This window comes from Planomicrobium sp. CPCC 101079, assembly GCF_007859275.1.
Classification (GTDB): domain Bacteria; phylum Bacillota; class Bacilli; order Bacillales_A; family Planococcaceae; genus Planococcus.
The window spans coordinates 341,884-361,255 of sequence record NZ_VOHC01000021.1 but is presented as its reverse complement, the minus strand read 5'-3'; the positions used below and the strand labels follow the sequence as shown (position 1 = coordinate 361,255).

Here is a 19,372-nt window from a genome sequence, read left to right as displayed (position 1 = left end):
CAGATGTTCCTAGTGGGAGAGGTGATTTTGTGCCATTACGAGTTGTATATGGACGTGCAGGTTCTGGAAAAACCCGGTTCATGCAAAATGAAATTGTAGAGGAATTAAAACAACGGGCAGACGGCGATCCAATCTTTTTGATCGTACCTGACCAAATGTCTTTTTCAACTGAGTATCGGTTATCAACAACAGATGGCATGAGAGGAACGATCCGAGCACAAGCCATGACTTTCAAACGCTTAGCATGGCGGGTGTTGCAGGAAGTTGGAGGCATTAGCCGAAAAGAAGTGGATACGTTTGGCTATCGCATGCTGATCCGCAGTTTACTGGAAGAACACCGGGAAGATTTTCAACTGTTCCGGCGGGCTGCCGGAAAAAGAGGGTTTACTGACCAAATCGAACAATTGGTCAAAGAGTTTTCAAGATATTGTGTGGCATGCGACGAATTGACGAACATTCGCTCCTCGCTGTCTGAAGCGGGAGCTCCGCGGACCTTGCTTGATAAAGCGGAAGATCTGGAACTGATCCTTACAGAAATTGAAAGTCGCCTTGGAAAAGTGTTTGTCGATTCGGAGGGGCATTTAGCATTGCTATCGGAAAAAATAAAGCATTCCGAAATAGTAAAACATGCTGAAATTTACCTGGATGGGTTTGTAACGTTCACTGCACGAGAATTTGAAATTATTGGTGAATTAATGAAGTATGCGAAATCAGTGACGATTGCATTGCCGTTGGATGATCGGACAGATCCACATGATGAACAGGCGCTGTTTTATCAATCGGCAAATACTGCTCAGCGATTGGTTGAGCAGGCCAAAAAAGAAGGAGTGGCTATTGAGCCTTCCGTCCGCATGCATTCTTCACGCCGTTTTAACAATCCGGAGCTTTCCCATCTTGAGCAGCATTTTGATGACTATCCTGTGAAAAAAATAGCATCTGATGGAAATGTCTCCATTATTGAATCTTCCAATAGAAGAGCGGAAATGCATGCCATTGCTAGAAGCATTCGCAATCAAGTGAGAGAGGGCATGCGGTATAACGAAATTGCCTTGTTGTATCGTGATCCTGAGGTCTATGATGAATTGATCAATACGATTTTCCCGCAGTACGATATTCCTTATTTCATCAGCCGAAAAAAATCAATGCTCCATCATCCATTGATTGAGTTTAGCCGATCGGTATTAGAAGCTGTACTGTCCAATTATTCGTACGAACCGGTTTTCCGGGCTGTTAAGACAGACTTGTTCTTTCCAGAGGGAAGCGTTTTAAAATGGCGTGAAAGAAGCGATGTGTTAGAAAACTTTATCATTGCGAATGGCATTTACGGTGAACGGTGGTTTGAGGAAAATCGTTGGTTTTACAAGAAATACCGGGGATTGGAATTTCATACGGGCATCCAAACCGATGAGGAATTAGCGCTGCAGATGGAATTGCATGCTGTCCGCGATTTGGTGCGGGAGCCGCTTGCACGCTTGAAAACGGACTTGGAAGATTGCGTTACAGGAAAAGAAATCGCTCAAGCCCTGTTTTTATTCATAGAAGAGATGGAAGTCTATGCAAAAATTCAGCACCTTAAAGAGCGGGAGGAAGCTGAACACCGGTTGCTTGCCGCGACAGAGCATGAGCAAGCTTGGAACCAATGGATCGGTGTGCTGGACCAGTTTGTTTTAATGTTCGGCGATAAGGAACTTGAACTTGCTACTGCAGTAAAAATTTTGGACGAAGGATTTGAAACGCTGGAATTTTCGCGTATCCCAACATCCCTTGACCAAGTGACAGTATCAAAAATTGACTTGGCGCGTTTGATGGACATCAAATCAGTTTTTGTAATTGGAGCCAATGACGGAGTCTTGCCGAGAAGAGTCGAACAAGAAGGTTTGTTGACAGACGCAGACCGGGATTGGTTTGCCCAAATCGGCATCGAATTGGCGCCGTCTTCCAGAATGAGGCTCATGGACGAAACCTATATGGTGTACCGGGCATTCACTTCGGCATCCGATTTGCTGACAGTGTCTTACCCAATTGCGGATGAAGAAGGAAAGGCGCTTCTGCCTTCGCTTTATATTCAAAAATTGGTTGATATGCTTGGCGTCGATATTCTTCCAGCAGTTATAGATCCTGAAGAGTTGAGTGAAGGGGCGCATCTGGATTATATTTCACATCCACGGGCGACTTTAGCCTATTTGACTTCTCAATTGCGCGGCGGGGGCGAATTGCCGGCAGAATGGAAGGCTGTACTCGCTTATTACCACAGTGATCCGTTTTGGTCTTCAGTGGTGGATCGAATTCTTACGCCGATCAAATCGAATAAAGCTGATGAACTGCGTGAAGAAATTGCGGAACCTTTATACGGAACTCCCATTTCTTCGAGCGTGTCACGTGTTGAAACCTATTTCAGCTGCCCGTTTGCCCATTACGTGCAATATGGACTTCGGCTTGAAGAGCGAAATCAGTATAAGTTGGCTCCGCCTGCAATGGGGGATTTGTTCCATGCGGCCATCAAGTGGATTTCAGATGAAGTAAATAGACTGGATGTTTCGTGGTCTTCACTGACGCGAAAACAGTGCCAAGAGCTGGCGAAGCAAGCGATGGAACAGTTGGCGCCTTATTTTGTCAATCATATTTTAATCAGCTCCCACCGTTACCGCTATATTCAGCATAAGCTGGAAGGCATTATCCGCCAAACAGCCTTTATGCTGAGCAAGCACGCGAAAGTGACGGGATTTGCACCGGTCGCATTGGATGTCGGATTTGGACCGAAAGAAACCATTCCGCCGCTGGACATTGATTTGAAAAAAGGACGCAAAATGAATGTGCGCGGACGGATCGACCGCATCGATTCGACAAAGATCAACGACAAACCGTATATCCGCATTGTCGATTACAAATCATCAAAACAAGGGCTTGATTTAAGCGATGTGTATCACGGCCTTGCGCTTCAGACTTTTACTTACCTTGATGTTGCGTTGACTCATTCAGAGCGCTGGCTGGGTGAATCTGCTGAACCGGCGGGCGTCCTTTATTTTCATATGCACAATCCGATGCTGAAATTGACTAAGTTAATGACTTCCGAGGAGCTTGAAGAAGAAGTGGCCAAGTCATTCAAGATGAATGGTCTTGTAGTGGAGGACCCGGCGGTTATTTATGCGATGGACGAAGAGATTGAAGGGTTCTCGAACGTCATTCCGGTACGGATGAACAAAAAGGGCGAAATATCGAAATCCCAATCCAAAACAGTCATGAAAGACGATATGGAAGTGATCCGCAAATTTGTCCGCAACAAGCACCAAAGTGCCGGCAATGGCATTTTGGAAGGGGACACGCGCATCATTCCTTATAAAGTGAAAGACGATACGCCGTGCCAGTTCTGCTCGTACCGTTCAATCTGCCAGTTTGATCCGGCAGATCCCGAGCAGTCGTATCGGAAGCTTCCGGCGCTGCCAGCCGATAAAGCGGTGGAATTGATACGAAAGGAGACGACAGACAATGATTCCGACAAAACCAGCTGATGCCACCTGGACAGATGAACAATGGCAAGCGATATGGGCAAAGGGACAAGACATGCTCGTTTCCGCTGCCGCCGGTTCGGGGAAAACCGCAGTCTTGATCAATCGGATGATTGAAAAAGTGCTGGATGAAAAAAATCCAATTTCGGTCGATGAGCTGTTGGTTGTAACATTTACCAATGCCTCAGCCGCAGAAATGCGCCATCGTATGTCAAATGCGCTCGAAAAAGCAGTGGCTGCTAATCCCGAGTCCAAACATTTGCGCAAGCAGCTTCGTTTAATCAACAAAGCTCAAATTTCGACACTGCATTCGTTTTGCCTGCAGGTGGTCAAGCAGTACGCTTATTTGCTGGAAATTGATCCAGGTTTCCGCATTGCCAATGAAACGGAAGCAGCGCTGCTGCGCGATGATGTGATGGAAGCGGTTCTTGAATCGGCTTATGAAGGCGAAGGGGCGGATGAAGTCTACCGCTTGGCGGACAGCTTCACATCCGACCGAAACGACCAGGCGATGGAAGTGCTGATCAGCAAACTATACGATTATTCGCGTGTCCATCCACACCCAGAGCGTTGGCTTGGGCAAGTTCCGGCGCTATACGATGTGCCGCTCGGCGCGTCCATCGACAGTTTGCCGTTTATCGGCGATTTAAAAATGACCATCCGCCATGCGCTAGAAGAAGCGATGCAAGTGACGCGAGAAGGCGAACGGATTGCCAATGCTCCAGATGGACCAGCCGGGTTGGCGGCAACTTTTGAAATGGACGCTGCTGTTATCCAAACCGCAATCGAAGCGCTTGAAGAATCGTGGGAAAGCGTTTATTCCCTAGCTAGGACGTTCTCATGGGCAAAAGCGGCAACCATACGGAAAGACTCATGCGATCCTGAGTTGGCTGAAGAAGCAAAAGCCAAGCGCAATCAAGCGAAGAAAATCGTCAAAGATGTGTTTGAAGCATATTTCGTACGGACGCCGAAGCGCTTACTGGATGAAATGCGTGAAATGGCGCCTTTGATGAAAACGCTTGTCCGATTGACGCAAACTTTTGCGGAACAATACAAGGCGCTGAAAATCGACCGTGCGCTTGTCGACTTTTCCGATTTAGAACATTACGCGCTGCAGATTCTATCGGATGAGGGAAAACCTTCCCCTATTGCTTTAGACTACCAGAAGCTTTTTAAAGAAGTTCTCGTAGATGAATATCAAGATACCAATATGCTGCAAGAAACAATTTTAAACCTAGTAAAGTCAGGGGATGAAGAAACGGGCAACCTCTTTATGGTAGGAGATGTTAAACAATCCATTTACCGTTTCCGCTTGGCTGAGCCGATGCTGTTTTTGGGCAAGTACTCCCGCTTTACGAAAGAGGCAGTACAAACTGGACTGCGCATTGATTTAAATGCAAATTTCAGAAGCCGCAAAGAAGTATTGGATGGAACGAATTACATTTTCTCTCAAATCATGGGAGAACGGGTCGGTGAGATTGATTACGATGAAGCGGCCGCCTTGAAAGCGCTGGCGCCGTATCCAGATCAAGATGTGCCGATAAAGCTCACATTGATCCATGAACCGGAAGCTGAAGATGAAAATGCTGTCGACGATGATTTGGAAAAATCGCAGTGGGAAGCCCGTTACATTGCAGGCAAAATTCGTGAGTTGATGGAAAAAGAAACGTTTATTTACGATCCTTGGAAACAAGCGCAACGGAAATTGGAGTACAGCGACATTGTTGTGCTGATGCGTTCAATGACCTGGTCAGGCGATTTTGCCGATGAATTTAAAAAAGCCGGTATTCCACTTTATGCTGAACTTACGGGCGGTTATTTTGACGCCCTTGAAGTCATGATCATGATGAACACCTTGCGCGTGATCGATAACCCGTACCAAGACATTCCGCTTGTCTCAGTGCTTAGAGCTCCATTTATTGGATTGGCGGAAAATGAGCTGGCGGAAATTCGATTAGCCGCACCGCAAGCTTCGTTTTATGAAGCGGTGAAAACATTTATTCGCGGCGGTTCTGGAATCGATCCGGCTGCCGCAGAGAAGCTGCGCCGCTTTGTCGTTCAGTTGGAAGACTGGCGCAATTTGGCTCGAAGAGGTTCGCTGGCTGAATTGATTTGGCAAGTCTATCTTGATACGAATTATTACGAGATGGTTGGTGCCATGTCGAATGGCAAGCAGCGCCAAGCGAATTTGCGCGCTCTGCATGACCGTGCGCTGGAATATGAGAAAACATCGTTCCGCGGGTTGTTCCGCTTTCTGCGCTTTATTGACCGGATGCGGGAACGAGGAGACGATTTAGGGACGGCCAAGTCTTTAAGCGAAAAAGAAAATGTTGTCAGGCTGATGACGGTTCATAAATCGAAAGGTCTGGAGTTTCCGGTCGTCTTTTTCGCTGGGCTTGGAAGATCGTTCAACGAAATGGATTTCCGGAAATCGTACTTGCTTGACCAAGATTACGGACTTGCCGTAAAAGCGGTGAATCCGGAAACGCGCATTGAGTATACGTCTTTGCCGTTTTTAGCGGTCAAGGAGGTAAAGGAATTGCAGATGAAAGCAGAAGAGATGCGGGTCTTGTATGTGGCGATGACACGTGCAAAAGAACGGCTGTACTTAACTGCTTCTGTTAAAGAGATCGATAAGCTGTTTGAAAAATGGAAAGTGGCAGCAACGGACGTGCGGCTCCCAGAATTTGTCCGGTCGCGTGCGAAAGGCTATTTGGACTGGATCGGGCCAGCATTGTCCCGCCATCCGGATGCTGCTGCTATCTTTAATTTGAACGGCAATGTCCTGCCGCACCACTCGCGCTTTCATATTTCGGTCGTGGAAACCCGTGATCTTCTTTCAGCAACAGCGAGTATAGAGGATTTGCTGCACACGAAAACCGGAGAAAAAGATTTTACAGAAGAAGTCGCGAACCGCTTCGACTTTCGTTATCCGCATCAACACACTGTAGAAAAAAGATCAAAGCAATCAGTTTCTGAGATGAAACGGCTGCAAATGCTGCAGCGTTTGGATGAACCTGAATCTTTTATCCAAACCGCTACTGCTGAACGACGCACCATTTTCAATCGGCCGGATTTTATGCAAGATAAACGATTGTCTGCAGCCGATATTGGGACAGCCGTCCACGCGGTCATGCAGCATATTCCACTAGATCGAAAATTGTCAGCTGCAGAAATCAAGGAATTCATCGAAACATTGGTCGGCATGGAAATTTTGTCGCCAGATGAAGGCAAAGCCATCAAGGTCTCTGAAATTGAACGTTTTTATGAAAGTGAAATTGCTGAGCGTCTGATGAAAGCAACGAACATTAAACGGGAAGTTCCATTTACGTATGCCAGAGAGGATGCGGAAGGTGACCGACAAATCATCCAAGGGATTGTTGATTGTTTGTTTGAAGAAGCGGATGGTTGGGTATTGCTCGATTACAAAACGGACCGGATCCGGCAGCTTTCGGATGTGCCGCGCGAAATGTCAGCTAGGTATACAGTACAGCTGACGGTTTATCAAGAGGCAGTCGAAGCCATTTTGCGCATTCCAATCAAAGAACGGTTGTTGTATTTGTTTGCCGCTGGCCATGAAGTGAAAATATAGGAGGATTTATGTGAAATTACAACCCGTTGCGTTGAATGAACGGGTGGAAGCGATTGATATGATGAGGGGCTTTTCGCTTCTCGGCATATTAATCATCAATATGTTGACCTTCCACTCTCCCTTATCATACGTGAATCCGTATACGTACTATACCCGGCCATATGATGCTGAAATTTACGGGTTTATTGATATTTTTATCCAAGCGAGCTTCTATCCGCTATTTTCTATGCTCTTCGGATACGGTTTAGCAATGCAATTTTTAAAAGCCCAAGAAAAAAAACAGGCATTCGCACCACTGGCTGCGAGACGATTGTTGGTATTGCTTGGCATCGGCATTCTGCATGCGTTTCTTCTCTGGTATGGCGATATATTAATCACTTATGCAATAATCGGCTTGTTGCTGATCGGTATGCTGCATCTTCCATCCAAGCTGCTGGTAGGGCTGGCAGCCCTGATTTATACAGTGCCGCATGCCCTGATTCTTGCCTTGATGTTTATTGCGGTATCAGTCAATCCGAATTATTATGCCGGCATACAGGCCGTACAAAGTTCAATTGACGCTTACGCAAACGGAACTTTTATTGATATTTTTGGTCAACGTCTGTCAGATTGGGTATACAGCAATAACCCGTTCAATTTTATCGTGTTGATTGCGACCATTTTGCCATTTATGATGGTTGGTGCAGCCGCCGCTAAGTGGCGGTTGATTGAACGTGCCAAACAATATCGAAAGGTGTGGATCCTCCTTGCTCTGGTACCGCTCATAATCGGGTTGCTGCTAAAAGCTACGCCTCAATTGGTCGACAAGAATCTCGCATTTATTTATTTGCAAGACATTTTTGGCGGACCGCTAGTCGCAACCGGTTACGCGGCAATTATTGCTTTGCTTGCTCAAAACTCCAGCTTCCGGAAACTTTTGCGGCCACTTGGCCAAGTCGGGCGCATGTCGCTGACTGTTTACATTATGCAATCACTGATTGCGACATTTATTTTTTATTCGTATGGATTTGGTTTGTACGGAAAAGTGGACTTATTGACAGGGACGCTGATTGCTCTTGGAATTTTCGCCATTCAGTTGATTTTTGCGGAATTGTGGTTGTCCAAATTCAATCAAGGGCCACTTGAAAAAATATGGAGAAGATGGACTTATGGGAAAAGTTTCGAAAAAAATAGCAATTCAAAACCTTGAATGTGTATAATGAATGGAATCAAAGAAAAGGAGTGTTTAACGAATGAAGCTGTTATCGTTTCGCTATGGAGAAAAAGAACGTTTTGGACCGAAAGTGAAAAAAGAAGAAGCCGTATGGGATGTACTTGAAATACAACAACAATTAGAGGTTTTACCATCTTTTCCGGCACAGCTGATTGAAGGGATCTCGCAGGGTATGGAATTTGTGGAACAAATCCGCAAATTAGTGGAGGCTGCTTCCCAATCTGAGCGACCTGAAGATTTCAAACACTCTTATTCGGAAATCGAATGGCTGGCGCCTATTTCAAGAACTCCTAAAAACATTATTGCGATTGGCAAAAACTATGCGGATCACGCTAAAGAAATGGGGGCAGAAGCTCCCGAGGATTTAGTGGTTTTCACCAAAGCGCCGAATTGCATTGTGCCGGATGAGGCAACAGTGCCAGCCCATAGCGAATTAACGGATTCATACGATTATGAAGGTGAGTTGGCGGTAGTTATCGGAAAAGCAGGCAAGTCGATTCCGAAGCAATTGGCTTATGATTATGTTTTTGGTTATACGATTGCCAATGATTTAACGGCTCGTGACATTCAAAGCAAGCATCAGCAGTACTTCCTTGGCAAAAGCTTAGAAGGATCTTGCCCAATGGGACCGTATTTGGTAACGAAAGATGAAATCCCGGAGGCGCAAAATCTATCGATTGTTACAAAAGTAAATGATGAAGTCCGCCAAAACGGCAATACTGATGACATGATCCGCCGTGTTGATGAAATCGTCGCTGAAGTGTCAAAATACGTTGCGCTTGAACCGGGCGATGTTATCTTGACTGGAACGCCTGCTGGTGTCGGCAAAGGCTTTACTCCACCGAAATTCTTAAAAGCTGGCGATACGGTGAAAGTTTCCATCGAGTCAATCGGAACACTCGTCACACATTTGTCATAACGGCAAGTTTGTCATTTAGTCCCTCGGTTATGCTAAACTGAGAAGGACTAAATTATAAAGAGGTGACGTTTTGGGAATTTTAACTGATTCGACTCATTTACACATTACGACTTGGGTCATTGCGCTTGTACTCTTCTTGGTAGCGGCGTTTATGGACCGAAACAGCAAAGGGCGCAAAATCACGCATATGATCCTTCGCTTGTTCTACGTCCTGGTCATCATCACAGGCCTGGCATTGTTTATCGAGCATTCTTCATTTGACGCGATGCAATACGGATTGAAATTCCTATTTGGAATATTGACAATCGGTATGATGGAAATGGTTTTGGTTCGTTCGAAAAAACAAAAACCGACAACGCTTTTCTGGGGGTTGTTCGTGGTATTCTTATTCGTAACAATGTTCTTCGGCTTCAAATTGCCGGTGGGCATCAACTTTTTAGCAAACTTATAAAAAACAAGCGCATTTGCGCTTGTTTTTTTTACTTGCCCGAAATTTTACATTTCATACATCGGTTATGGGCTAAAGTGAAGCCCGAAGAAAAAGCCTGCTTTCGCGAGGAATTCACAGTTTAGACGAAACCTCCCGAAAGAAACTCGACTTTCTTGAACTTAGCGTAGCAGCAAAACTTGGATTTTGTTAAAATGAATCGGGTGTAACAGAATCTAGTTGCCTCATTGAAGGAGGATTTAAATTGAAAGCAAAGTGGATCTTAAGCATTTTTATCGGAATGCTGATCATAAGCATGGCAAGTCCGGCAACAGCAGCAGACGATTCGCTCGAGCTGCAAGATGAAAGCATATATGATGTTTTGGTTGACCGTTTTTTCAACAAACAAATCCAAAACGATTATGAAGTGAACGGAGCAGACCCAGCCGCATTTAATGGGGGAGACTTTGCGGGATTAACTGGAGAAATCAACCACATTAGTGAAATGGGCTTTACAGTCCTATCGATTGGACCTGTTTTTTCTTCTGCTAGTTATGACGGCAAAGAAGTTCTCGATTATAGTAAGTTAGAGCGCCATTTTGGAACAGAAGAAGAATTGAAAGCATTAATTGATACAACCCACGAAGTGGGCATGAAAATAATAGTGGATGTTCCGACACAGCAGGTAAGCGCAGATCATGTGTGGGTGAAAGAAAATCCAGAATGGTTTATAGAAAATGAGGACGGAACCTTTGCTTTGGATATGGCCAATCCCGATGCGCAAGCAGCTTTGACTGACTTTACCACGGGCTTCATTTCCAACTATCAAGTTGACGGATTGCGTTTACAGCAAACAAGCTCCATCAACCCAGAGTTTATTGGCTCTTTCTCAAAAGCTATAAAAAGTGTTCGGGATATTTACTTGTTGAGCGATCAGGAAATGGAAGCTATTGAGGGGCTTGATGCTACAGTTTTGCCTGGCATAGAAGACGCGCTCCGCAGCACTTACAAAAACTTCGACCAAGAATCATCAGCTTTGTTTGACTTGATGAAAACAAGTGAAGGAAACTTGATTCGAGTTGATTCAATTCCCAATTCTCGTTTCACATCAGATATCGTTGCTGAAAAAGGATATCCGCCTACACGCTGGAATCTGCTATTTACGCAATTGTTTACAATGCCAGGAATTCCGGTTATGCAATATGGCTCTGAAATTGCTATGAATGGTAAACAGGCTCCTGAAACGCACCAAATCATGGATTTAGGAGTAGACCCGGAAATGGCCGAGCACATCACCAATCTCAATACATTGCGCAACACGTCTGAAGCATTGCGGACCGGGGATTTGGAAGTACTGCACGAAGAAGATGGATGGCTCGTCTATAAACGTTCCAACGATGAAGAAACGTGGATCATTGCCATCAACAATTCTTCCGAAACTAAAAATATCTCCTTGCCGGCAGATGTTATCGGCAGCGATAAAGAAATGCGCGGCTTGTTTGAAAATGATATCGTTCGCCAAGAAGCAAATGGCGAATATTTGATCACGTTGGATAGAGAAGTCGGAGAGACGTTCAACGTTATTGATGAACGTGGATTCAATAAAGCCTATATTGCAGCTTTGATAGTCCTCTATGTTGTCTTTATGATTTTCCTGCGCATTGTATGGAAAAAAGGCAAACAGCGAAAGGCCGATGAAGCCGCAAAAGCAACCGCATAAAAAAAGCACCTATCCCCAAGGATAGGTGCTTTTTACTTTTTACAGTGCCCGGTTTAAGAAGAAAACAGCGAGTGTCCCAGGTCCGGTATGGGCAGCAATCACTGAACCAATCAAATAAGTCTCCACATTTTTTGGACGAAAATGCTCTTCAATTTCTTTTTTTACGAAATTGGCGAACTCTTCATCGTCTCCGTGGCTAATGGCAATTGTCTGGTTTTTAAGCTGCTCGCCGCGTGTTTCCATGAGCTCGATCATCCGCTTGACAACTTTCTTGCGACCGCGCAGTTTTTCAATAGGCACCAATTTGCCTTCCTCGACATGAAGCAGGGGTTTGATGTTCAACAAGCCGCCGACAAAAGCGCTGCCTTTGGAGATGCGCCCGCCTCGAGCCATATAATCCAAATCTTCTACGGTGAACAAACTTTCCATATGGTCGGCCATAGTACGCACCCGTTCAATAACTTCACTGAGCGGCTGTCCGGCATCCCGAAGTCTAGCCGCTTCTTTCACTAGAAGTCCATACCCGAGTGATGCAGCTTTCGAATCCAGAATGGTCAACTTTAATTCCGGGAAGTCTTCACGCACTTGGTCGGCTACCATAACAGCAGTATTATACGTACCGGACAATTCGGAAGAAAAAGCGATATAAAAACCTTCATCTCCGTCTTTTGCGAGTTGTTCGAACGCCGCCAGCATTTCATCGGGCGATGCTTGAGAAGTTTTAGGCTGAACGCCCGAGCGAATCGCATCATAGACTTTTTTAGAATGGATGGTTCGGATGTCTTCATATTCCTCCTCGCCGATATGGACGCGCAGCGGAAATAAAACCACTTGTTCTTTTTCGAAAAACTCTTTTGGCAAATCTGAAGCGCTGTCCGCAAATAATCTCATTTAGATCCCCCAGTTTCTACTTACAGTTTTAAACGGTCAATTAGTAATTCAGCAATTCCATCTTCATTGTTTGTTAAAGTGATTTCATTTGCAATATTTTTCAGCGGCTCAATGGCGTTGCCCATGGCGACTCCTAAACCTGCATATTCCAGCATCTCCAAATCGTTGTCTTCATCGCCAAAAGCGATAATGTTTTCTTTCGGTATACCAAGGGATTTGGACACCCGATCGATGCCGACTGCCTTGCTTAGTCCGCTTTTGACTATTTCAATAACATGCCAAGGAGCGCCCCATCTTCTATGGTCGATCACTTCGGCATGGACGGAAGACAAATGCTCATGGATGGACTGCACTTTTTCAACCGGCGCATGGATGAGCATCGACGTCGGGTCCACTTTTAAATAACTTCGCAGGTCACCGGTAGTGATGCTTGGATCGCCGAATCGGAAAATATCCATAAGCTTTTCATCGTGATAATGAACATACACATCATCTAACACTTCCGCTACAATGTTATAAAAGTCAAACTCGTGCATCGATTCGACCACTTCATGGACAACATCAAGTGAAATCGGGGTATGGTGGGTTCCCCAGTTTGTATCAGTTGGATGGTGGACAAAGGCTCCATTAAAATTAACAATCGGTGTAGTCAGTCCAAGTTCTTTATAATAAACTTCGCTCGAACGAAAAGGGCGCCCTGTAGCGATCATTACTTGATGGCCGGCATCTAAAGCTTTTCCCAATGTGCTTTTCGTTTTCTCAGAGATGACTTTTTGATCAGTCAATAATGTGCCGTCCAAATCAAGGACGATTAAATGTTGTTTCATAAATAGCCGTCTCCTTTCTCTACATGTATAGTGTAGCGATAATTAGCGCCTTCCGTCAAAAAAATATTGAGAAAAAGTAGAATCAAGAAAGAGAAAGAAAAGAGGAGTGCCCTGCCTTCCTCGATTTTACATAAATATCACAAAGGGATTGTTTGCCGGCTGGCAGGAACATTGGTACGATTGTTAATAGTAAATAACAGTTAAAGAGAGTAAAAGGATGTGGAATAAGGTGAAAGTAGAACATGAAGTGTGGAGAGGAATTCCCTTGCTCCATGTAGCGCCGGAACAGCAATGGAGCGAGCCGCTGCCAACAGTGGTATTTTTTCATGGCATAACAAGTGCGAAAGAACACAATCTGCACTATGCGTACCAGTTGGCGGAAAAAGGAGTGCGTGTACTTTTGCCCGATGCACTTTTGCATGGCGAACGGACTGAGAATTTATCAGAAATGCAGCTGATTGTCCGCTTCTGGGAAATTATATTGAACTCTATAAAAGAGTTGGACTACATAAACCAAATCGCCCATGACAAGCAATTAGTCAAAGGGGAGATGGCAATTGGGGGAACGTCGATGGGCGGCATCACGACGCTTGGCGCATTGGCAGCTTACCCATGGATTAAAGCGGCATCTGTTATGATGGGCGCCGGCAACTACGTCGAGCTTTCGAAAGGGCAAATTGTCCAATTTGAGTCGCGGGGTTATCAGCTGCCGTTTTCAGAGCAGCAGCGCGAAGAGTTGTTTGAGACATTGGGCAGTTTTGACAGCACGAAAAATTTGGAAGCTTTCAATCAGCGCCCGGTTTTCTTTTGGCACGGGGAACAAGATCCAGTTGTGGCTTTTGAACCGACATTCAACTTATACAACCAGTTGAAAGAATACTACCGGGAAGCACCTGAACTTCTTTATTTTATGAGGGAAAGGGAAGCGGGGCATGCAGTCAGCCGCCAAGGAATGCTGGCTGCGACCGATTGGCTGGCCAAGCATGTAAAAGCTTAAGCAAGTAAATTTCAATTCAGCAAAAAGTTTGCTAAGATTAAAAGACAGAAAAGGGAGGGGATTTTATGGATCAAGATATGCGCGATAGCATCATGGGTGCTTTAGAACAAGTCATTGACCCGGAGCTTGGTGTTGATATTGTTAACTTAGGATTAGTATATGATGTCGATATGTCCGAAGAAGGCTTTACGGTTGTAACGATGACATTAACTTCAATGGGATGCCCAATGGGGCCGCAAATTGTAGATATGGTTAAACATGCTTTATATGAATTGCCAGAAGTGAGCGAAGTCGATGTTAAAATCGTCTGGCAGCCGGTTTGGGGAAAAGATAAAATGTCCCGTTACGCGAAAATGGCACTTGGCGTTCGCTAAAAATATTTTTACAAGCACCTGTCCAGTTATACTTTGGACAGGTTTTTTCATGCGTTTTAATTGCCATTGCCCATAAAATCTCTTATAATTGAATTAGTCAAATAAGGTCAAACTCTTGAAGGAGTGATTTTAATGGTTCGATTCAATACAGAAGAACAAAAAAAGCCGCTCGAACAATATGGGCGTAATATGGTGGAAGAAGCCCGGTCTGGAAAAATGGATCCGGTCATTGGACGAGACCAGGAAATCCGCAACGTAATCCGGATTCTATCCCGAAAAACGAAAAATAATCCGGTGTTAATTGGTGAACCAGGGGTTGGTAAAACGGCAATCGTTGAAGGACTGGCACAGCGCATTGTCCGAAATGACGTGCCGGAAGGCCTTAAAGAAAAGGTCATTTACGAGCTGGACATGAGCGCATTGATAGCAGGCGCAAAATACCGTGGGGAATTTGAGGAGCGGCTAAAAAGCGTCTTAAAGCAAGTGAAAGACAGCGAAGGCCAAATCATCTTATTTATCGATGAAATCCATACAATTGTCGGCGCCGGGAAAACGGAAGGTGCGATGGATGCGGGGAATATGTTGAAACCGATGCTTGCGCGCGGGGAATTGTTCTGCATTGGCGCAACGACGCTTGATGAATACCGGATGCACATTGAAAAAGATCCGGCACTTGAGCGGCGCTTCCAGCAAGTGATGGTGCGGGAACCTTCTGTCGAAGATACGGTTTCGATTTTGCGCGGATTGAAAGAACGTTTCGAACTTCATCACGCCGTGCGCATCCATGACCGTGCCATCGTGGCGGCAGCGGCCATGTCCGACCGCTATATCACAGAGCGGTTTCTGCCGGACAAAGCGATTGACTTGATTGACGAAGCCTGTGCCATGATCCGCACGGAAATCGATTCGATGCCGCAAGAACTTGACGAAGTAACAAGACGCCTCATGCAGCTGGAAATTGAAGAGCAGGCGCTGATGAAAGAAAAGGACGCTGCAAGTAAAACGCGCCTTGAGACGTTGCGCAAGGAAATTGCTGATCTAAAAGCAGCTTCAGGAGATATGCAAAAGCAATGGTCGGAAGAAAAAGATTCATTGAAGAAAATCCAGGCTATGCGTGAACAGCTGGACCAGTACCGCAGACAATTGGAAGATGCAGAGAACAAGTACGACTTAAACTTGGCCGCTGAACTTCGCCACGGCAAAATTCCAGCGCTGGAAAAAGAACTGGCGGGGTTAGAAAAAGAATTGGAACACGAAGGGGCAGAACGCCTTCTGCGGGAAGAAGTGACAGAAGAGGAAATTGCGGGCATTGTGGCGCGCTGGACAGGCATTCCAGTTACAAAGCTGGTGGAAGGCGAACGCGAAAAATTGCTGCGCTTGGGTGAAACGTTGAAACAACGGGTCATCGGCCAGGACAATGCTGTGCGTTTGGTTACGGAAGCAGTATGGCGCGCACGTGCAGGCATTAAAGATGAGCATAAACCGATTGGATCGTTCATCTTTTTAGGACCGACCGGAGTGGGGAAAACCGAACTGGCAAAATCCTTAGCCGCGAACCTTTTTGATTCCGAAGACCATTTTATCCGCATCGATATGTCTGAGTATATGGAAAAGCATAGCGTATCCCGCCTCGTCGGGGCACCTCCTGGATATATCGGCTATGAAGAAGGTGGCCAATTAACAGAAGCGGTGCGGCGTAATCCGTATTCTGTTGTCCTGTTGGATGAAATCGAGAAAGCGCATCCGGATGTAGCCAATATCTTGTTGCAAATTCTTGATGATGGACGCATTACAGACAGCCAAGGGCGCCTCGTCAACTTCTCAAATACCGTTGTTATTATGACCTCCAACATCGGCTCTGCATTTATTGGAGACGAAAGCGATGAACACGATATTGAAGATATTGTGATGGCTGAACTGCGCCGGCACTTCAAGCCGGAATTGTTGAACCGCATTGATGACATTGTCATCTTCCATGCCTTGAACAATTCGCATTTCTATGGCATCGCGAAAAAGATGCTTTCAGAACTGGCAAGCCGGATGCGCCAACAGCAAATCGACTTGTCGGTCGATGATTCAGTGGTCGAGTATATTGTGGAAGCGGGTACTGATGCAGTTTTCGGTGCACGCCCATTGAAACGCTTTATCCAGCGGGAAATTGAAACGAATATTGCCCGGGAACTGATCAAAGGCGATATAACGCCTAATTCGTTGCTCCAGTTAACGATGGAAAACAAAGAGTTGAAAATCAGCAAAAAAGAAGCGCAATCCGATTGACGGATTGCGCTTCTTTTATTAATGTTTTTCAGGTGCCGGACTGTCCGGGATGATTGAAGAAATTACAAAGATCAACACGGAAACAACCAAAGAAATGTAAAGTCCATTCATAAAATCGAAGTGAACGTTTTGTACAGCGCTTACTACATAGTTGAGCAAGGAAATCAATAAAAATGACCATAAGAAAGTTCCAATAAATCGCATCTAATTTCACCTCTACATAAAATATCTTCATTCATCATATCATACGCGCCCTCCGACAGAAAGAATGTTTCATTTTTTTAGCGATATTTTGTCGGAAGTATGTCAATCAGTTGAAAAAAAGGCAGCATTGACGTATTATTAATACCAGGTACTAATAAGTGATGATAAGCGAAAAGAGGGGCTATCGATGAATGCAGGAATAATCGGTATCGGCAGATGTCTGCCAGAAGATAAATTAACGAATTTCGACTTGGAAAAACGTATGGATACTTCTGATGAATGGATACGTACGATGACAGGGATAGAAGAACGCCGGATTGCCAAGGACGAGCAAGATACGTCGCATATGGCGAGAGCAGCTGCTCAAAAGGCAATTGAAGATGCCGGCATCGATCCAGCAGAAATCGGTTTGATTTTAGTGGCTACAGTTACTGGAGACCAGCCGTTTCCATCCATGGCTTGTATGATCCAACAGGAAATTGGTGCTGTCAATGCAGCTGCAATGGATCTTTCGGCAGCATGTGCCGGGTTTATGTATGGCGCAGTTACGGCAAAACAGTTTATCGAATCGGATGTATACAAGTATGTGCTGGTAGTCGGCGTGGAAAAACTATCTAAAATCACCAACTGGGAAGACCGCAATACTGCAGTGCTCTTTGGCGACGGAGCGGGGGCAGCAGTCCTCGGCAAGGTTTCAGAAGGCAGAGGGATTTTGTCGTTCGAACTTGGAGCAGATGGCAGCGGCGGAAAACATTTGTACCAGGAAGAGAAATTTTTAATGATGAATGGCCGGGAAGTTTTTAAGTTTGCAGTGCGCCAAATGGGCGAATCGGCTGAAGCGGTTATTGAAAAAGCGGGGCTGACAAAAGAAGACGTCGACTTCCTGATCCCTCATCAAGCGAATATCCGCATTATGGAAGCTTCGCGCCAGCGTTTGGATCTTCCAATCGAAAAGATGTCAAAAACAATCCATAAATACGGCAATACATCCGCCGCATCAATTCCAATTTCACTTGTAGAAGATGTGGAAGAAGGCCGGATCAAAGATGACGATTTGGTCGTCATGGTAGGATTCGGTGGCGGATTGACTTGGGGCGCAATTGCAATGAGATGGGGCAAATAATAAGATATGAGAAAGGAAGAAAATAGAATGTCGAATCGTCGTGTAGTCATTACGGGTACGGGTGCTGTGACGCCACTAGGAAACAATATAGAATCCACATGGGAAGGCATAAAAGCGGGGAAATCAGGTATTGGCCCTTTAACAAGGCTTGATACAGAAAAATTCCCTGCAAAAATTGCTGCGGAAGTAAGAGATTTTTCTATTGAAGATTACATTGAAAAGAAAGAAGCGCGTAAAATGGACCGTTTTACGCATTATGCACTCGCAGCTTCAATTATGGCCATGAAAGATTCCGGACTTGAGCTGGACGAAGAAACTGCTCTCCGGACGGGCGTCTGGATAGGATCCGGAATCGGCGGCATGGAAACTATCGAAAACCAAATGGATGTGCTGAACGATCGTGGCGTTCGCCGCATCAGCCCATTTTTAATTCCGATGATTATTCCGGACATGGCATCTGGCCAAGTATCCATTTACTTTGGAGCCAAAGGCATCAATTCATGTTCAGTAACGGCATGTGCTTCTGGAACAAATTCCATCGGGGATGCTTTCAAAGTGATTCAGCGTGGAGATGCCGATGTGATGATTTCTGGCGGTGCAGAAGCGCCGATTACCAGACTTTCAGTTGCAGGCTTTACCGCAAATACAGCACTAACTACGAATGAAGACGTGGCTACCGCTTCACGTCCTTTTGACAAAAACCGCGACGGATTTGTTATTGGCGAAGGAGCAGGCATTGTTATTTTAGAAGAGTACGAACACGCAAAAGCGCGTGGCGCTAAAATCTATGCTGAAGTGGTCGGCTATGGTTCAACTGGAGATGCTCACCACATCACTGCGCCTGCACCAGGTGGAGAAGGTGCAGCGCGTGCCATGGTTCAAGCCATCGAAGATGCTGGGATCAACAAAACGGATATCGGTTACATTAATGCCCATGGTACAAGTACGCCATACAATGATTTATTTGAAACAATGGCCGTCAAATCGGTATTTGAAGAACATGCCTATAAGCTTGGCATGAGTTCGACCAAATCGATGACTGGCCACTTGCTTGGCGCAGCTGGTGGAATTGAAGCGATTTTCACAGCGCTGGCACTGAAAGAAGGCATCATGCCTCCAACTACAAATTATGGTACGCCGGACGAAGAATGCGATTTGGACTATGTGCCAAACGAAGCGCGAAAAGCCGATCTTGCTTACGCTATGAGCAATTCCCTTGGCTTTGGCGGACACAATGCGTCATTAGTAATGAAAAAATTTGAAGAATGATTTTTATGCACCTTGCCGTCCCGGCAAGGTGTT

The 19,372-nt window shown here is 45.4% G+C and carries 14 protein-coding genes; 11 read left to right on the top strand and 3 right to left on the bottom strand.

What is annotated here, in order from left to right; all coding sequences use genetic code 11:
• Positions 1-29 precede the first annotated feature (29 nt).
• The 6 genes from addB (at position 30) to FQV28_RS09715 (ending at position 11,377) form a co-directional block, all read left to right on the top strand.
• On the top strand, positions 30-3,509 hold the full coding sequence (addB, locus tag FQV28_RS09740; RefSeq protein WP_146495996.1) for a helicase-exonuclease AddAB subunit AddB: 3,480 nt from the start codon (positions 30-32) through the stop codon (positions 3,507-3,509).
• Positions 3,487-7,098: a helicase-exonuclease AddAB subunit AddA gene (addA, locus tag FQV28_RS09735; RefSeq protein WP_146495994.1), complete on the top strand. Its 3,612-nt coding sequence runs from the start codon at positions 3,487-3,489 to the stop codon at positions 7,096-7,098. Before addB ends, addA begins: the two co-directional genes overlap by 23 nt.
• A 10-nt stretch (positions 7,099-7,108) precedes the next feature.
• Positions 7,109-8,287 (top strand): DUF418 domain-containing protein, encoded by a 1,179-nt coding sequence (locus tag FQV28_RS09730; protein WP_146495992.1) that lies wholly within the window; start codon positions 7,109-7,111, stop codon positions 8,285-8,287.
• 43 nt (positions 8,288-8,330) lie between these two features.
• Positions 8,331-9,230 (top strand): fumarylacetoacetate hydrolase family protein, encoded by a 900-nt coding sequence (locus FQV28_RS09725; RefSeq protein WP_146495990.1) that lies wholly within the window; start codon positions 8,331-8,333, stop codon positions 9,228-9,230.
• Between the two features lie 70 nt (positions 9,231-9,300).
• Entirely contained in the window at positions 9,301-9,681 is a 381-nt protein-coding gene (locus FQV28_RS09720) for a YisL family protein (protein ID WP_146495988.1), read from the top strand.
• Between the two features lie 241 nt (positions 9,682-9,922).
• The gene (locus FQV28_RS09715) at positions 9,923-11,377 is read left to right on the top strand and encodes an alpha-amylase family glycosyl hydrolase (protein WP_146495986.1); all 1,455 of its coding nucleotides are present in this window, start codon (positions 9,923-9,925) and stop codon (positions 11,375-11,377) included.
• Positions 11,378-11,416: 39 nt separating this feature from the next.
• On the opposite strand, the gene FQV28_RS09710 is transcribed toward FQV28_RS09715, so the two are convergent.
• Positions 11,417-12,268, bottom strand: coding sequence for a DegV family protein (locus tag FQV28_RS09710; protein ID WP_146495984.1), 852 nt, complete (start codon positions 12,266-12,268; stop codon positions 11,417-11,419).
• Between the two features lie 20 nt (positions 12,269-12,288).
• Positions 12,289-13,095, bottom strand: coding sequence for a Cof-type HAD-IIB family hydrolase (locus FQV28_RS09705; RefSeq protein WP_146495982.1), 807 nt, complete (start codon positions 13,093-13,095; stop codon positions 12,289-12,291).
• 229 nt (positions 13,096-13,324) lie between these two features.
• Here FQV28_RS09705 and FQV28_RS09700 point away from each other — a divergent pair, with 229 nt between their 5' ends.
• The 3 genes from FQV28_RS09700 (at position 13,325) to FQV28_RS09690 (ending at position 16,743) form a co-directional block, all read left to right on the top strand.
• Positions 13,325-14,092 (top strand): prolyl oligopeptidase family serine peptidase, encoded by a 768-nt coding sequence (locus FQV28_RS09700; protein WP_146495980.1) that lies wholly within the window; start codon positions 13,325-13,327, stop codon positions 14,090-14,092.
• A gap of 65 nt (positions 14,093-14,157) precedes the next feature.
• Positions 14,158-14,466 (top strand): metal-sulfur cluster assembly factor, encoded by a 309-nt coding sequence (locus FQV28_RS09695; RefSeq protein ID WP_146495978.1) that lies wholly within the window; start codon positions 14,158-14,160, stop codon positions 14,464-14,466.
• A gap of 132 nt (positions 14,467-14,598) precedes the next feature.
• Positions 14,599-16,743: an ATP-dependent Clp protease ATP-binding subunit gene (locus FQV28_RS09690; RefSeq protein ID WP_146495976.1), complete on the top strand. Its 2,145-nt coding sequence runs from the start codon at positions 14,599-14,601 to the stop codon at positions 16,741-16,743.
• Between the two features lie 18 nt (positions 16,744-16,761).
• Here FQV28_RS09690 and FQV28_RS09685 read toward each other — a convergent pair whose 3' ends face one another.
• Positions 16,762-16,947, bottom strand: coding sequence for a YjzD family protein (locus FQV28_RS09685; protein WP_146495974.1), 186 nt, complete (start codon positions 16,945-16,947; stop codon positions 16,762-16,764).
• 187 nt (positions 16,948-17,134) lie between these two features.
• Here FQV28_RS09685 and FQV28_RS09680 point away from each other — a divergent pair, with 187 nt between their 5' ends.
• Entirely contained in the window at positions 17,135-18,070 is a 936-nt protein-coding gene (locus tag FQV28_RS09680; RefSeq protein WP_146495972.1) for a beta-ketoacyl-ACP synthase III, read from the top strand.
• A 27-nt stretch (positions 18,071-18,097) separates the two neighbouring features.
• The gene (fabF, locus tag FQV28_RS09675) at positions 18,098-19,339 is read left to right on the top strand and encodes a beta-ketoacyl-ACP synthase II (protein WP_146495970.1); all 1,242 of its coding nucleotides are present in this window, start codon (positions 18,098-18,100) and stop codon (positions 19,337-19,339) included.
• Positions 19,340-19,372: the final 33 nt, after the last annotated feature.

Excerpts from the sequence above, each read along its gene's own strand:
- FQV28_RS09685 (WP_146495974.1), bottom strand. The coding sequence starts at position 16,947 with ATGCGATTTATTGGAACTTTCTTATGGTCATTTTTATTGATTTCCTTG.
- fabF (WP_146495970.1), top strand. The coding sequence starts at position 18,098 with ATGTCGAATCGTCGTGTAGTCATTACGGGTACGGGTGCTGTGACGCCA.
- FQV28_RS09690 (WP_146495976.1), top strand. The coding sequence starts at position 14,599 with ATGGTTCGATTCAATACAGAAGAACAAAAAAAGCCGCTCGAACAATAT.
- addA (WP_146495994.1), top strand. The coding sequence starts at position 3,487 with ATGATTCCGACAAAACCAGCTGATGCCACCTGGACAGATGAACAATGG.
- FQV28_RS09695 (WP_146495978.1), top strand. The coding sequence starts at position 14,158 with ATGGATCAAGATATGCGCGATAGCATCATGGGTGCTTTAGAACAAGTC.
- FQV28_RS09705 (WP_146495982.1), bottom strand. The coding sequence starts at position 13,095 with ATGAAACAACATTTAATCGTCCTTGATTTGGACGGCACATTATTGACT.
- FQV28_RS09710 (WP_146495984.1), bottom strand. The coding sequence starts at position 12,268 with ATGAGATTATTTGCGGACAGCGCTTCAGATTTGCCAAAAGAGTTTTTC.
- FQV28_RS09680 (WP_146495972.1), top strand. The coding sequence starts at position 17,135 with ATGAATGCAGGAATAATCGGTATCGGCAGATGTCTGCCAGAAGATAAA.
- FQV28_RS09725 (WP_146495990.1), top strand. The coding sequence starts at position 8,331 with ATGAAGCTGTTATCGTTTCGCTATGGAGAAAAAGAACGTTTTGGACCG.